The 15433-nt window shown below is 47.1% G+C and carries 13 protein-coding genes; 8 read left to right on the top strand and 5 right to left on the bottom strand.

Annotated features, from left to right (window positions below; translation table 11 throughout):
- Positions 1–29 precede the first annotated feature (29 nt).
- The gene (locus QUB24_RS27435; RefSeq protein ID WP_333156758.1) at positions 30–1979 is read right to left on the bottom strand and encodes a long-chain fatty acid--CoA ligase; all 1950 of its coding nucleotides are present in this window, start codon (positions 1977–1979) and stop codon (positions 30–32) included.
- Between the two features lie 139 nt (positions 1980–2118).
- Between QUB24_RS27435 and QUB24_RS27430 the strand changes: the two genes are divergently transcribed.
- Positions 2119–3060: a leucine-rich repeat domain-containing protein gene (locus QUB24_RS27430; RefSeq protein WP_333156757.1), complete on the top strand. Its 942-nt coding sequence runs from the start codon at positions 2119–2121 to the stop codon at positions 3058–3060.
- Between the two features lie 284 nt (positions 3061–3344).
- On the opposite strand, the gene QUB24_RS27425 is transcribed toward QUB24_RS27430, so the two are convergent.
- The 4 genes from QUB24_RS27425 to QUB24_RS27410 form a co-directional block, all read right to left on the bottom strand.
- Entirely contained in the window at positions 3345–4457 is a 1113-nt protein-coding gene (locus tag QUB24_RS27425; RefSeq protein ID WP_333156756.1) for a hypothetical protein, read from the bottom strand.
- A 59-nt stretch (positions 4458–4516) separates the two neighbouring features.
- A complete protein-coding gene (locus QUB24_RS27420) occupies positions 4517–4597 on the bottom strand; it encodes an RQC domain-containing protein (protein ID WP_333156766.1) in 81 nt (26 codons plus the stop codon).
- A gap of 119 nt (positions 4598–4716) precedes the next feature.
- Positions 4717–4899: a RecQ family zinc-binding domain-containing protein gene (locus QUB24_RS27415; protein ID WP_333156755.1), complete on the bottom strand. Its 183-nt coding sequence runs from the start codon at positions 4897–4899 to the stop codon at positions 4717–4719.
- Positions 4883–5050: a hypothetical protein gene (locus tag QUB24_RS27410; protein WP_333156765.1), complete on the bottom strand. Its 168-nt coding sequence runs from the start codon at positions 5048–5050 to the stop codon at positions 4883–4885. Before QUB24_RS27410 ends, QUB24_RS27415 begins: the two co-directional genes overlap by 17 nt.
- 745 nt (positions 5051–5795) lie before the next feature.
- On the opposite strand from QUB24_RS27410, the gene QUB24_RS27405 reads away from it, so the two are divergent.
- The 7 genes from QUB24_RS27405 (at position 5796) to QUB24_RS27375 (ending at position 15351) form a co-directional block, all read left to right on the top strand.
- On the top strand, positions 5796–8942 hold the full coding sequence (locus QUB24_RS27405) for an ABC transporter transmembrane domain-containing protein (protein WP_333156754.1): 3147 nt from the start codon (positions 5796–5798) through the stop codon (positions 8940–8942).
- Positions 8943–9199: 257 nt separating this feature from the next.
- Entirely contained in the window at positions 9200–11002 is a 1803-nt protein-coding gene (locus QUB24_RS27400; RefSeq protein ID WP_333156753.1) for an HlyD family efflux transporter periplasmic adaptor subunit, read from the top strand.
- A 130-nt stretch (positions 11003–11132) separates the two neighbouring features.
- A complete protein-coding gene (locus tag QUB24_RS27395) occupies positions 11133–11588 on the top strand; it encodes a HetP family heterocyst commitment protein (protein WP_333156752.1) in 456 nt (151 codons plus the stop codon).
- 592 nt (positions 11589–12180) lie between these two features.
- Positions 12181–12441, top strand: coding sequence for a hypothetical protein (locus QUB24_RS27390; RefSeq protein WP_333156751.1), 261 nt, complete (start codon positions 12181–12183; stop codon positions 12439–12441).
- A 110-nt stretch (positions 12442–12551) separates the two neighbouring features.
- On the top strand, positions 12552–12812 hold the full coding sequence (locus QUB24_RS27385) for a hypothetical protein (RefSeq protein WP_333156751.1): 261 nt from the start codon (positions 12552–12554) through the stop codon (positions 12810–12812).
- Between the two features lie 128 nt (positions 12813–12940).
- Entirely contained in the window at positions 12941–13180 is a 240-nt protein-coding gene (locus QUB24_RS27380; protein WP_333156750.1) for a hypothetical protein, read from the top strand.
- Positions 13181–13329: 149 nt separating this feature from the next.
- Complete coding sequence (locus QUB24_RS27375; protein WP_333156749.1) at positions 13330–15351, top strand: hypothetical protein; 2022 nt, start codon at positions 13330–13332, stop codon at positions 15349–15351.
- The last annotated feature ends 82 nt before the right edge of the window (positions 15352–15433 follow it).

The raw sequence follows: 15433 nt of genomic DNA, 5'->3' as shown, positions 1-15433 counted from the left end.
TTTTCCATTCCCCAAGTCCAGCGAATATTTCAAAACATCCCGTCAATCATATCGCGGTAGTGTTGCGTCACAACCGGGCGCTTAATTTTCAGGGTCTGGGTCAACATTCCATTTTCCATCGAAAATGGCTCCTGAATCAACCGGAACGGGCCGATGCGATCGTCCGCGCGGTATCCAGGGCGATTTTGCACCTCTCGGTTCAATTCTTTGCGGAATAAATCTTGAATTGTCTTGCTATTCCAGTCAATTTCGTGTAATGGGGGATTCTGAGTTTCTGCCCATTTCTGCACGGCTTCTGCATTGGGGACAATTAAGGCGCCGACGGATTTCTGGTCTTGACCTACTAGCATAATTTGGTCGATGTAGGGGCTGCGGAGGCAGGCGTCTTCTATGGGCTGGGGTTCGATGTTTTCGCCGTTGGTGAGGACGATCGTATCTTTGGCCCGCCCGGTCAAGATTAAGTCGTTTCCCGGTGTCAGCCAGCCCAAATCGCCGGTGTCGAACCAGCCTTCGGAGTCGATCGCCTTGGCAGTCGCTTGGGGATTAAGATAATAGCCCTGCATAATTTGCGGCCCCCGCGCCAATACTAAACCGCGCTGGCCTGTGGGCAGTTGCTGTCTGGTTTCGGGGTCTACTATTTTAATTTCCGTATGGGCGATCGGCTGTCCTGCGGAACCTTTAAGATTGTGCCAAGGGCGGCGGACGGTTAAAACCGGGGACGTTTCGGTTAAACCATATCCCACTAACAAACCGATATTCGCTATTTCAAAGAAATTGTCTATATGCGCGGCCAAAGAACCGCCACCGCTAATCGCCCATTTTAAGCGTCCCCCTGTAGCTTCCCTGACTTTTTGGTAAACCAGTTTTTCGGCGAGGGCGTGCACGGGCGACAACAGAATGCTTTTGGTGCGGGCGATTAGTTTTTCGGAAGCAGAAGCCGGTTTCAAACTGAGAGTTAATCCTTGGAAAATGCGGCGGTTCTCGATGTATTGCTGGCTGGAAGATAACAGGAAATTCACCAATTTTTGTTTGTTAGGTGGCTGTTCCCGAAACTGCTTTTGTACTGCCTCGTAAATCGATTCCCAGATGCGCGGAACGCTGACCATGTACTGGGGTTTGTAAGTTTTAAAGTCTTGTTTGAAATAGCGAATATTGGTGTAAAGTTGCGTGCATCCTTGGGAAAGCAGGAAGTATTCGACGCTGCGTTCGTAGGCGTGCCAACTGGGCAGAATGCTGAGAACGCCGTCGCCGCCTTCGGGCTGGAGAATTGTGCCCAAGGTGTTGAGTTGGTGCAGCAGGTTGCCGTGAGTCAGCATGACGCCTTTGGGTTTGCCGGTGGTGCCGCTGGTGTAGAGGAGGGTGGCGAGGGTTTGAGGCTTGTGGTTGGTGGGTTTGAGGGGACGGTTGGCCCCTGTGGTCATCACTTGGGAAAATTTGACTGTGCTTAGGGTTTGGCTGGTTTCCGGTTCTTCGTCGGAGAGGAGGACGATGAGTTGAATGGGCAAATCAGGGAGGCGGTGTTGCAGTTTTTTCAGTAATGCCAGGTTTTCGACTACCAAGGCGGTGCTGCCGCTGTCTTGGATGATGTACAGGAGTTCTTGAGGGTCGGCGGTGGCGCCTCGAACCACGTTGGCGGCCCCGGCCATCATGATACCTTGGTCGGCTATCAGCCACCGGGGACTGTTGTCTGCGAAGAGGGCGACGCGGGGAGGGACTGCTTCTTCGGGATTTGGTTCGATGCCGAGGGCTTGGAGGCCGGCGGCGAATTGCTGGATTTGCTGGTAGAGGTCGGTGTAGGTGAGTTTGATTTCTGGCTGGGTGTGGGGGTCGTGGAGGGCGACGGTTTGACCGAATTTTTGTTTGACGATCGCCCAAATTTCGGGTATCGATCGAATGGAACTGTAATCGATTAGCTTGCTGAGGTTCGCGCGATCGCGATCGGTCATTTGAGATGATGTGTAAGATGCTGTGCTGTTCATAGGGTATTTTCCTGACTGAGTTTTCGGAGATAAAATTATTGGCTATTAGTTTAATATCACAGTTATTTTAGAACTTTGTGGCAGTGTCGTGACAGTTTGTAAACTTGCTATTGTCTATTCGGACAATTAGAGATACAAAATGATGACAGTTATAGTTGCACCGAAATACATGAATTTACGAAAGTTAATAGTAGTTGCTTTGAGTGCGATCGTAGCATTATCTGGAAATGTAATTTTCGCCGAAGTTGCACAGACGCAACCGGGAAACAGTAGACGAACATTTGCCGATTGGTGTCGCCAAAAAGCTGATTTGAGTCCTGAAGGTAAATATACTGTTGAGGTGCTGTTGAAGGAAGCAAAGACTAATGAGTGCGATGCCGCCGATCGAAAACTTTCGAGTCTCACGCAACTCTACCTCGGCAACCATCGAATCAGCGATATCAAACCGCTAGCATCCTTGACTAACCTGAAGGAGCTCTACCTCCACGACAATCAGCTCGGCGACATCAAACCACTAGCATCTTTGACTAACCTGACTTGGCTTTCCCTCAGCTTAAATCCGATCGGTGACATCAAACCGCTAGCATCCTTGACTAACCTGACTAATCTCTACCTCAACGAGAATCAGCTCGGCGACATCAAACCACTAGCATCCTTGACTAACCTAAAAGAGCTCCAACTGGGCAACAATCGAATCAGCGATATCAAACCACTAGCATCCTTGACTAACCTGACTAATCTCTACCTCAGCTTAAATCCGATCGGTGACATCAAACCGCTAGCATCCTTGACTAACCTGACTTCGCTCACCCTCATCAACAATCGAATCAGCGATATCAAACCACTAGCATCCTTGACTAACCTGACTTGGCTCTTCCTCTACAACAATCGAATCAGCGATATCAAACCACTAGCATCCTTGACTAACCTGACTGTGCTCGACCTCCACGACAATCAGCTCGGCGACATCAAACCGCTAGCATCTTTGACTAAACTGACTGAACTCAGCCTCAGCGGAAATCCAATCGCTCCCAAAACTTGCCCGCTCAAGCCAGAGTCTATCTGTAAATGGGAACCATAATTTACTAGAGGGAGGTACGGAGGCTGTGTTGTCGCTCAAGTACGATCGCCAATTCTATCCTCACATCGGCTTCAGTCAGGGGGAGATTGTCGGGAAGGTTGATCGTAATTTGCATGATTTATACTACCTTTTAATTTCAATTGTCTCTGAAGTGCGATCTTTTAATTTGGCAATTCGGGTTTAATTTTGTTAACATGACTTACCCACAGACACTATCTGTAGGGCGAAGCACACCCCACCTTCTCCCCACAAATAGTATAAAAATTGCTCCGCATAAGTCCTATTTAAGCGACCTTGCGCGGTGCATCAACCATCGGCGCAGTACCAAACAAATGTCTTAGATAACTGCGACTGATCTCGCGGTTCCAGCGCCGCAGGCGCACCATCACTCGCGTGAATGTAAAAGTCAATTCCAACACCAAAGAAAGCTGTTTGAGACTGAGTGAAGTATTAAACACATCATTGCCGTGCGTGCGTTCAATCTGATGGTGTTTCAGCAAAGCAATCAGGTTTTTGGTAGAGCCTTTCAGTTGATTAAAATAACTCTGGGAGAATGCCCAGCGGCTGAAACCCCAAAACTTAGCCAAATGATTGATTTCATCCTGTAAAGGCTGAGAAATTGCCTGTTGCAACGATCCTGTTGAGTGTACCATCAACCATAAATAAACAGAAGTAGCTCCCCACTCGGTACTCAGGCGACTAATCACGTGTTTGTAGGTATCTTGCCAAGCGTCACCTGTGGATTGACAGCCATTCACAGAGTTCGGTTTAACTTGCAGTTTTTCGGCTGTAAGTTGCTGGTAAATTTTCCTAAATGTCGGGCAATGTTGGCGTTCTTCTTTTTCCCAGACACCTATCTCTAGAATGTTGCCGTTGGCATCAAAAATTCCTCCCATAAACCGCGCCATTTGCGGGTAAATATGCTGTAAGTAGCACCAACTTTCTCTACCGTAACTGCGGATGGGAGCTTCAATTTCTGCCGCACTTGCTAAAATTTGCAAAAATATTTCTGGCTTGACACCAATAATTTGGTCGCAATTGATTCCTTGCCAATCTATGGGTTCCCAAGGGCGGGGATGCGGGGTGGAAAATTGCCGGGGGAGATCCGAAAGTCGATCGCTCAAAACTTCCAATGACATATAATGGTCGATGAGGGAGTTAATCCTGGCCCGACTTTGCAAGTAGCGAGGGCTTTGATACTGATTTCCAGCCAAATCAATTGTATACACCTTACCAGTAGCTTTCATTGTTTCTGCCTGTTCGTAACTTTTACAGCTATTGTGCAAAAGGCATTTGGGAAGTCGCAATGAGTAACGTGCAGGCTGCTCAATTACTAGCAGTTGCCTTGACTGACCCGAACTCAGGTGAAACGGCATGAAGTAGGGTGAATTAAACAACAGATGATACGGCTAAGATGTGCCGAAGAGTAGCCTTCCTCCCATCAATCGTCTATACTTCAGTCTTGATCAATTCCATAAATAGAAAGGTCGTGGTGCTGGCCTTGCAAAAATTTTTTATTTTTAGAACCGCGCAGCACGTCTATAGCAATCCTCGCATCATTTGTGAATTTCTTACGGACTCCCAGCGGGTTCGGGTGGGGTAAAAAATTTACGACTCCTGCAAGGATTGCTATATAATGGGATTGATGACCAAATTTTATTGGCACCTCGCCACGCCAGAAAGAAATTTTATGGCCTCAATTGTCAAGTCTTCTACTGGTTTTTGATGGCAACAGTTGTCGCAATTGCCGCAATTTCCTGGAAATAAATCCCCCAAATAATTTAACTCGATTGTGCGGTGGCAATCGCTGGATTCTGCATAGTTAATTACTCGCCACAAGTGTCTGGCATTGCATCACAGCAATTAACCGCCAAATCAGCACCGTCAATCTTGGTTTCAACAGTGTCGGTAATTGAAAATACAAAGACTTGCCACCGCCCGTCGGCATGACAATCATCATATCCAGTTTTTGTAAAGCAGGTTCGACAATTTCCTGAGTTGGTTGTTGGATTCTACACTATTCCATGTTGGAGAACACATACACTGAGTGCGATCGCACAAAATTCCTTAAGCAGAGAAACCGATACTTTTAATCGGGGTTTAGATTGATAGTGATGGGTAGCGATAGTGATGGGTTTGGGCCCTCACAGAAGTCACCCCCAAATGGAAAGCCGTTATCAACAGCAGAATTTTCCACTTTACTTTAATTCGTTACATACCGAGATTAGATGGTCAATTATTTGCTTGAATTACTGCTACAAATTAACAGCCATCAATATTTCTTTACAATGTGCGGAATCTGGACTTCACAAACAAGCGTCAAAAATTGATGGTTTTTGAATCTTGAATGTAAATTTTTGCGTATATATACGTATACCGGCCACAACAGTTGCCTTCGCAACTTCACACAATCTTCATAAATTTCCGTAGAATTACGGTAAATTTATAAAGATTAGGTAAAGATTACCCTTAAAGGTAGCCAAAATCACGATTCTGTAAGTTAAACTGAGAGCCAGCCAAAACCATACTTACGTAATCACCGCAAAATCCTGAAAGAACGCAATTTTATATATCCTAAAGGCGTTGAAGGGATGTCGTAACTCAGGGGTGTTAGTCGGACATATCGACAAACAGTTTTTAAGCCAACTAAATTGCAACTAAACCAATAAAAATTGCTCATAACCGGGTTAGTTGTAATTCAAAAAAATTGAAACACTTTTTTGACAGGGTAAGTTATGAAAAAAAATTTAGGGGTGGAAAATCACATTGTTAAAACCCGAGAAGCCTTGGAAAAATTCCCGGCTATTCAGAAAATTTTCGAGGAAGTCGGTGCAGGGCCGACATTAGTGGCAAAATTAAATAAAGCCTGTGAAATTTGCGAGTTTCAGCTCGGAGATGAAATCACTCAATATCAAACATCAGATAATAGCAACAATTTCGTTAAAAAAGAACAGAGCGATCGCAATTTTTATTTAGTTGGCGAGGGAAGAGTCAGGCTGCTAGCGGTAGAAGCGTCCCAACAGCAGGAGATTTCGGCGGTGGTACTGGAAGTCGGAGCAATATTTGGGACAGATAATTTATTTATTGAAAGCGGACTGCCTTACAGGGCAATTGCGGCTGGGACTTGCCAAATCGGTCGAATTGCGGCTACCACATTGGAGCTTATTTTAGAGGAATTCCCGCAACTGCAACAGCACTGGCGGCAAGAATTTCAAGAGCGACAGCGGTTAATATTTTTCAAGACACAAACAGATTTGCGATCGCTCCCTCCCCACCAACAACAGCTTCTGTGGCCGCACTTACTTCCTTACATAGAAGAAATCCGAATTCCTGCCGGAGTTTCCCTCGCTGAGCATTGCCAAAACTCCAACAATATTTTTTGGCTCCGCAGCGGTCAAATTCAAGGTCAAGCACCGCGAATTATCGGCAGTAACTGGGAACATTCAGACGTAAAGAGCGACTGGAGAGCGGTAACAGATCTGCTAATTTACCAGCTTAGCAGCGAACAGTGGGAAATCGCCCAAGCCACAATTAGTTCCGAAAGTAATTCCCGCCCTAAAATCATCCGCAAACCTCCAATTTTAAGCTTAGTAACGCCGCCCCAAGATGCCAGATCTACCTCACAAACCGAGCCATCAAAATTAACCGCTCTTGCTCAGCAAAAACCCGTAGCCGGAATCATCAGCTTTCCCAAACCCAAGCAGCGCCGCTGGTTTAGCAGCAGACACCCATTCATTCAACAACAGAGCGCAGCAGATTGTGGAGCTACTTGCTTAGCGATGATTAGCGAATATTGGGGTAAAAAATTCAGCCTAAATTACTTGCGGGAATTGGCAGAAATCGGCCGCAGCGGCGCGTCGCTCAAGAGTCTGGCAAAAGCAGCGGAAAGGATGGGATTTCAAACCCGTCCCGTGCGAGCTTCTTTAACTCCCCTGCGAAATCAAAATCCCTGGATTGCTCACTGGCAAGGCAATCACTACGTGGCAGTTTACCGCTTTAAAAATCAACAGGTTTTAGTGGCTGATCCGGCTGCGGGCAAGCGGTGGATGAGCATTAAAAGTTTTACCGAAAATTGGACTGGGTACGCCCTAATTTTAGACCCGACAGCGGAACTATACCGCAATCACACTGCCGAACATCAAGGGATCAAACTTAAAAATTTTGTTGGCCTAGTCTGGCCCTACCGGGCTGCGATCGCCCAAATTCTGATCCTCTCCTTGTTGCTCCAAATATTTGGTCTAGTTACTCCCCTATTTACCCAAGTAATTCTCGACCAAGTGGTTGTCAGCAAAAGCATAGTAACTCTGCACGTTTTTGCGCTAGGACTGCTGCTGTTTAGTGTTTGGCGAACGCTGTTGGGTGTAACGAGACAGTATTTGCTGGATTATTTGTCGAACCGCATTGACCTGACTTTAATTAGCGGCTTTATCAGTCACACTCTCAGTTTGCCGATCAAGTTTTTTGAATCTCGTCAGGTGGGCGATATCTTGACGCGGGTTCAGGAAAATCAAAAAATTCAGGCATTTTTGACTCGCCAAGCTATTACGGCTTGGTTGGATGCTTTGATGGCTGTAGTTTACATCGGACTGATGGTTTACTATAACTGGCGTCTGGCTTTGTTGGTGCTGGCTTTGATTCCGCCGATCGTGATTTTGACTTTAGTCGCAACTCCATTCCTGCGAAAAGTGTCGCGGGAGATTTTTAACGAAGGTGCTAAACAAAATTCATCTTTGGTGGAAATGATTACTGGGGTGGCGACGATTAAGGCAACTGCTGCTGAGCGAGAAATGCGCTGGCGCTGGGAAGACCAATTAACCTGCATGATTAATGCTAAATTTCGCGGGCAGAAGTTGGCTAATTCTTTGCAGGTGATCGGGGGTGGGATTAATACTTTGGGCAGCACGGCTTTGCTGTGGTACGGGGCAATGCTGGTTATTCAGGACGAGTTGACGATCGGTCAATTTGTGGCTTTTAATATGATGATTGGGAGCGTGATTTCTCCTGTGCTTTCAGTGGTGGGACTTTGGGATGAGTTTCAAGAAGTGCTGGTTTCGATCGAGCGTTTGGATGATGTATTCTCTGCCCAACCTGAAGAAAGCCCTTACAAGCCAATGCTGGTGCTGCCTCGCATTCAGGGAAACGTCAAGTTTGACAATGTTTCTTTCCGTTATGCTCAGGATGAGGAACGCAATACGCTGCAAAATCTTTCCTTTGAGGTGCAAGCTGGAGAAACTGTGGCAATTGTCGGCCGCAGCGGTTCCGGTAAGAGCACTTTGGTAAAGCTGCTGCAAGGTTTCTATTATCCAGAAAAGGGGCGGCTGACCATTGACGGCCACGATATTCGGCATATTTCTTTGCAGTCGCTGCGAGTTCAGTTGGGTGTTGTTCCTCAAGATTGTTTCTTGTTTTCGGGAACGATTTTGGAAAATATTACGCTGTATAAAAACGGAAACGATGCTGGTTCTGCAAGCTTGGAACAGGCGATAGAAGTCGCGAAGCTAGCAGAAGCTCATGCTTTTATTCAAGATATGCCGCTGGGTTATCAAACTCCTGTGGGGGAAAGGGGAACGAGTTTGTCTGGGGGCCAGCGACAACGAATTGCGATCGCCCGCGCTTTGTTGGGCGATCCCCGGATTTTGGTTTTGGATGAAGCAACTTCTTCGCTGGATACCGAATCTGAGCGCAGGTTTCAACAAAATCTCGCCCGCATTAGTCGCGATCGCACTGCGTTTATTATCGCTCATCGGTTGTCTACGGTGCGTAATGCCGATCGAATTTTGGTTTTAGACAAAGGCATTTTAGCCGAACAAGGCAACCACGATGAATTGATGGCTGAACGCGGACTTTACTATCACCTCGCTCAGCAACAACTCGATATTTAAGTCATTAGTCATTAGTTATTGGTCATTAGTCATTAGTCATTGGTCATTAGTCATTGGTCATTAGTCATTGGTCATTAGTCATTGGTCATTGGTCATTAGTCATTAGTCATTAGTCATTAGCAACCAACACAAGACTAAATATCATTTTCACTGACTCCTGAATCCTGACTCCTGACTCCTAACTTCTGACTCCTGACTGATAGCTCCTAACAACGGTCAACTGCCAACAGTCAACAGACTAATTTGGAGGAAATACAATGTTTTCAGAAGATGCCAAAGAATTAGGCCACGCTCCTAACGAAATAGGCGAAGTTTATGGGGGCGTAGCTTCTAGGCAAGAAAACGAAGCCCGAAAAAAAGACCGCTCTTTAGAAGTAGTCGAATCTCAAAATCGCTCATATAAAATTCATGACGGTATCAATATTGCCAAGTTACGGCAGCCAGATGCTAATAATTGGTCTACTTCTTTGCACTCGGTACTCGACCAGCCGCCAGTATCTTTTCCGCAGCGGTTGATATTAGGAGGAATGGTTTTTTCCGTAGCTTTTGGAGCGTGGGCAACTTTGGGAAAAATTGACGAGGTTGGTCATGCTCAGGGCAAATTAGTTCCCAAAGGCGCTGTTTACAAAATTCACCCGACGGAGACGGGAAAAATTATTAACCTCGCTATCAAAGAAGGTCAAAAAATCAAAGCTGGACAATTATTGGCCGAATTAGACCCGTCGAATGCTCAGAGCGAGGTGGAGCGTCTTGATAAAATTCTGGACTCTTATCGGATTCAATTGATGCAAGAGATGAGTTCGATCGAGAGAACTAAACTGGAAGTTGAAGCGAGCCAAGCTATTGCAGCAGCAGAACAGCGGGGGGCTGAAGCTGCGATCGCCCGTGCGATCGCTTCAGCGGCCACCACGCAGTCTCAAATCGAGCAATTGCAAGCAGATGTAGTGTCTCAGCAAGCGCGGCAACAACAGCTCAAACCTCTGGAAAACAATGTACAAGACTTGCTCTCGCAACTGAAAACAGATATTAATTCCCAGCAAGGGCGGCGCGATCAGGTGAAACCATTGCAACGCAAGACTCAAGAATTGCTGGCCGGGTTGCAAGCAAAGGTGGTGGCTCACAAAGAGCGGATCGCGCGTCTCAAACCTTTGGTAGATGAAGGAGCTCTGTCAAAAGACGTATTGTTTCAAGCTGAGGAAGCTCTACGAGAAAGCGAAAATGCCGTGATTAGAAGCCAGTTGGGGGAGACCACTCAGGCTGACGATCGCGCCTTTGAAGTCGAGCAAACCGTTCGCGACAGGCAAAGTGCTGCCATCAGGAGTCAACTCTCTGATGCAACTGTGGTTAAGGAAAGGCTGTTTGAAGTCGAGCAAAATTTGCGCGATCAAACTAGCGCCATTTCTAGAACCCAAGGTGAATTAACTCAACAATTGGCAGAAGTCGATCGGCTGCAAGCCGAAGCCGCCAGCAAACAAGCCGCAGCGCGCCAAACGCAGTTAGAAAAAGAGCAAAAAATTCAGCAGTTGGAAATGCAATTAAATCAAGTCAAATCCAAAATTGCCGAAACCCAAACCCTGCTAGATCAAGCCAAAAATAAGCTCAAACAAAGATTTCTCTACGCACCCGTCAGCGGAGTGATTTCCGCACTCAACATTCACAACAAAGGCGAAGTTGTTCAACCGGGTCAAACTATTGCAGAAATGACTCCGAATCACGCTCCGCTAGTGCTGGAAGTCAGTTTGCCGAACCGAGAAGCGGGATTTGTCAAAACCGGAATGCCGGTGCAAGTCAAATTCGATGCTTTTCCTTATCAAAATTACGGCGTGATTCCGGGAAAAGTTTTATCTATTTCGCCGGATGCCAAAACCGACGAGCGATTGGGTGTTTTTTACCGGGTGGAAGTGAGTGTCGATCGAGACTCAGTGAAAGCCAAAAATCAAACCTGGAAACTCAAAGCTGGCCAAACAGCTACTGCGGAAATTGTCATCCGCCAGCGCAGCATAGCCGACATTTTGCTTGACCCTCTCAAGCAGCTACAAAAGGGCGGCATGAGTTTGTAGAAATTAGTCATTAGTCAGTAGTCAGTAGTCAGTAGTCAGTAGTCAGTAGTCAGTTGTTATTAGCTTTCCACTCAACAGTCAACAGTCAACAGTCAACAGTCAACTAATTTACAAAAAACAGGATAAAACTATGAATTCCCAATTTCACCATTCTGCTAATCATCCTCAAGTTGGAATCAAACCCGAACAATTGGATGAGATAATTTCAGCGATTCTGGCAGGAAAGTATTCTTGGGCTTGTTTTTTACTTTTGCGGTGCACGGGTTACAACCCTCTCGACTATATCCCTTACCGTACTTCCAACCGCTTGCTGAAGGAAAACAGTCAAACGAGGAAATCGGAAACTCAGCCGGCGCTGAGCAAAATTGCGGATTTAGATTATGTGGAAGTGGTGAGGGAAAAACGAGCCGGAGTTCGAGGGGGTGATGCAATTCAGATTGGTAGCGAGTTGCACTCAGATACCGCAGGTTTTGTAGCTGAAGTAGTCGGCCCAGGTTCACCTATCTCGCCGTTGGCGGTTGATGTTCACAATCAAGGATTTTTTGCTGGATTTAAGACGCGCTGGTTTAATTGGGCGGGTAAGTAATTTAGTCGATTGACCGACAACCCGGTTGCGGGCGTTGGGTGTACATGTTTTTTGGTTGACTCACCGCGGGCGATCGGGTTTTTCAGTATTGAACATCCGCACTTCCGATAAATCTGCCAAAATGGCAACACTCTGTGGCGATCGTACCTAATACTTTGTTAAGTAGGTCAACCTAAAAAAACGGAATACCCAGATACCCGACTTCTTTAAGAAGTCGGCTATCTAAGATAATAACGTTTTACGTTGATTCAATTCTTTAATCTAAAATCTAAAATCGTTTGACCTGTAACTTCTGCGGTTTTGCCGGGGCAGTCTTTGTCAATACAACTTATCAAGTGAGCCCTATACTACAATCTTCCAGTCTCGTCAATAGATAATAAAACGAGGCTGGTTTTTCTCTGTCAAAATACATCGATTTTCTGTAGCTTTTGACCAAAAGAAATACAAATATTTATGAAGTGAAGTTTACATTTTAATTTTCCACAAATCTGCCAAATTGGCAACACAGCTCTAATTAGTCCAGATATATTAGGTACATCGAAAGCAAACAAGATTGCTTCGAGCAAGCAGTTAACCAACAAGGGAAAAAACCATGATTATCTCTGACCTGAACCATGTCGAAGTTGTTTCCGAAGCAACCAGAATCGAAGGCGGTTTCACTGAATTTGATTTGATTGTCGGCAAAGTTTCTTTCATTTCACTGACTGCTGGTCTAGCAATTGGTAACGTAGCGGTAGCCGACGCTGGTGCCGGTGCGATCGGTTATGGCTCATTTACCAAGGCTGCTACCAGCACATTTACGACTCCTTTTTCGAGTTCATCCGGTGCATTTTCCGTATCGGTTTCCGATTAGGAATTCAGTCAAATGCTGCTAGTTAAATAAGTCCGAACTACTGGCAGCTAAACGATAGAATTACACAGTTTTTTAGTCAAACAAACCTGCAATAGTAAAGGGAAAAAACCATGATTATCTCTGACCTGAACCATGTCGAAGTTGTTTCCGAAGCAACCAGAATCGAAGGCGGTTTCACTGAATTTGATTTGATTGTCGGCAAAGTTTCTTTCATTTCACTGACTGCTGGTCTAGCAATTGGTAACGTAGCGGTAGCCGACGCTGGTGCCGGTGCGATCGGTTATGGCTCATTTACCAAGGCTGCTACCAGCACATTTACGACTCCTTTTTCGAGTTCATCCGGTGCATTTTCCGTATCGGTTTCCGATTAGGAATTCAGTCGCCCGCTGCTAGTATAATTAAGTCCGCACTACTGGCAGCGGAACGATAGAATTACACATTTTTCAAGTCAAAAATACAGCCGTATCCAAGAATAATAATCAGATAAAGGTAAAAATCAATGAGAATTGAGGATTTGACATATTTGGAGAAAATTTCTGACGAAGGCAATATAGTTGGCGGTTTTGCTTCAGTCGATATCAGTGTTTTTAGCTCCGCGATCGGTGCATTCACCTCAACTGCTGCTAATTCTCAGTCTTGGGCAGTATCTTCGCCTTACGGTGGTTCTCTAGCGGTTGGTTACGGTCAGGTATTTGCGATCGCCTACACTCCGCCGTCATTTCCCAATTTCCGAAACTAGATTCCGTGAATAATAGAAATTAAATAATTTTTATTATCTCGATAGGGTAATAAAATCACAATAAAAATGTATAGCTCCATTGCTTTGACCCAGAGCAATCTTCAGTTGATTTATCCAGCTTAAAACAAATTTTAAGGAGATTAACAGCGATGCCTCAATTAGACGCATCTGCTCCTCCTACCCTAACGGTCGGTAGCAGCAGTCCAAGTGGCTCTAGCTTGTTAGCGGGTGGAACTGGTGCAAGTAGTAGTGAACCTACTAACTATTCAGCATCTTCAGAATCAGCCCCAACAGCTAACAGTTCTAACATTTCTACTCCCAGCGAGGCTTCAGGAGGCAGCAGCAGTTCTGCCCAATCCACTTCATCCACTTCCGACAGCGGTGCAGGCAGTACAAGCAGCGCGACAGCCACTTCCCCTACAGGAGAATCTAGCAACAGCAGCCAAACAGTCTATACTCCGGGAGCCACCTCGAGCAGCGGCAGCGCTACAGCCTCGTCGGGGGCTTCTCCGACGACAAGTGCCACAGCTTCGGCACCAACACCGGCACCAACACCAACACCGGCACCAACACCGGCACCAACACCAACACCTGCACCTGCACCTGCACCTGCACCTGCACCGTTAGGAGATAGCAGCGGTGCCAGCAGCAGCGCGACAGCGACTTCTCCGACAGGGAACAGCAGCAGCACCAGCACTCAGACAGCATCGACTCCCGGTGGCACTTCTAGCAGTGCGAGCGCCTCAGCTAGCAGTGGTTTAGATACTCCGCCAACTACTAGCGCCACAGCAGCAACACCAGCGCCAACACCAGCGCCCGCACCAGCACCAGCACCCGCACCCGCACCCGCACCAGCGCCCGCACCAGCGCCCGCACCAGCACCCGCACCCGCACCAGCGCCCGCACCAGCGCCCGCACCAGCACCAGCACCAGCACCAGCGCCAGCACCAGCACCAGCACCAGCACCAGCACCAGCACCAGCACCAGCACCAGCGCCCGCACCAGCGCCCGCACCAACGCCAGCACCAGCACCAGCACCAGCACCAGCGCCCGCACCAGCACCAGCACCAGCACCAGCACCAGCGCCAGCGCCTTCAGAGAGTAGCAGTTCGAGCGAAACGAGCTCGATCGCCAATAATCAAGGTGTTACTAACAACAGCAGCGCGACAGTAACTTCCCCCACAGGCAGTAGCACTAGCAATCAGACAGCCTATACTCCGGGAGCTACTTCTGGCAGTGCAGAAGCAACCGCTACTACAGGCGATCCACCAACAACTAACATCACAACTAACATCACAACTAACATCACAACTAACATCACAACACCAGCGCCAGCACCAGCGCCAGCGCCAGCGCCAGCGCCAGCACCAGCGCCAACACCAGGGCCAACACCGCCAACACCGCCAACACCCTCAAATAATGAGGATGCGATCGGTACGGGTGGTGGTGACAGCAGCGCGAGCACTTCTAATCCCACAGATAACAGTAACAGCAATAATTCGATCGCACTTCCCAATCACAATACGAACAACAGCAATGCTGACACAACCCCGCCTCCAGAAATGGTCGCCCCAGAAAACTATCCGGGCGCATTAACTATCAGCTATGACAGCAATGGCGACGGATATTGGCTCGGCACCAACGAGAGCGATGTGATTATTTGCGGTAGCGGGATCGATCAAATTTTTGCAGGAAGCGGCGACGATATTGTCACAGGTAACAGAGGTGATGATGCGATCGATGGAGGCGATGGAAACGACACTTTGCGGGGAGGAAAAGGTCAAGATTTGCTCAGTGGTGGCAACGGCGACGATTTTCTTTGTGGCGACTTCGGCACCGATACATTGATTGGAGGTAGCGGCGCTGATACCTTTGCATTTCAACCCGAAACAGCGAGTGCAGCAGCTAATCCTTTGTTAGCCGATCGAGTCGTTGATTTCAATCCCGCTCAAGGCGATCGAATTGGGCTGATAGGGGGGCTTTCGGTAGCAGACTTGACACTCGTGGCGTTTGATACTGACGGTTCCGGTACGACAGACGCGACTCTGCTCAAGTTTAGTTCAAATAATGGCGATCGAATTTTAGCTGTTGTTTTGGGAACAGTTAACGCAGCGGGTGCCACAACTTTGAGCAATGCTGATTTTATTAGTTTGCCAAATGACATCTTGTAGCTAACCGTTAACCGTTAACACCAACTACCCCACAGGAATCGTTGGGGGATGAAGTTAATAAATTTATATAGGTTGAGAGAGA

It is taken from the genome of Microcoleus sp. B9-D4, assembly GCF_036705105.1.
Taxonomy (GTDB): domain Bacteria; phylum Cyanobacteriota; class Cyanobacteriia; order Cyanobacteriales; family Microcoleaceae; genus Microcoleus.
Note: the sequence above shows the minus strand (reverse complement) of the source record. Positions and strands in the feature narration are given on the sequence as shown.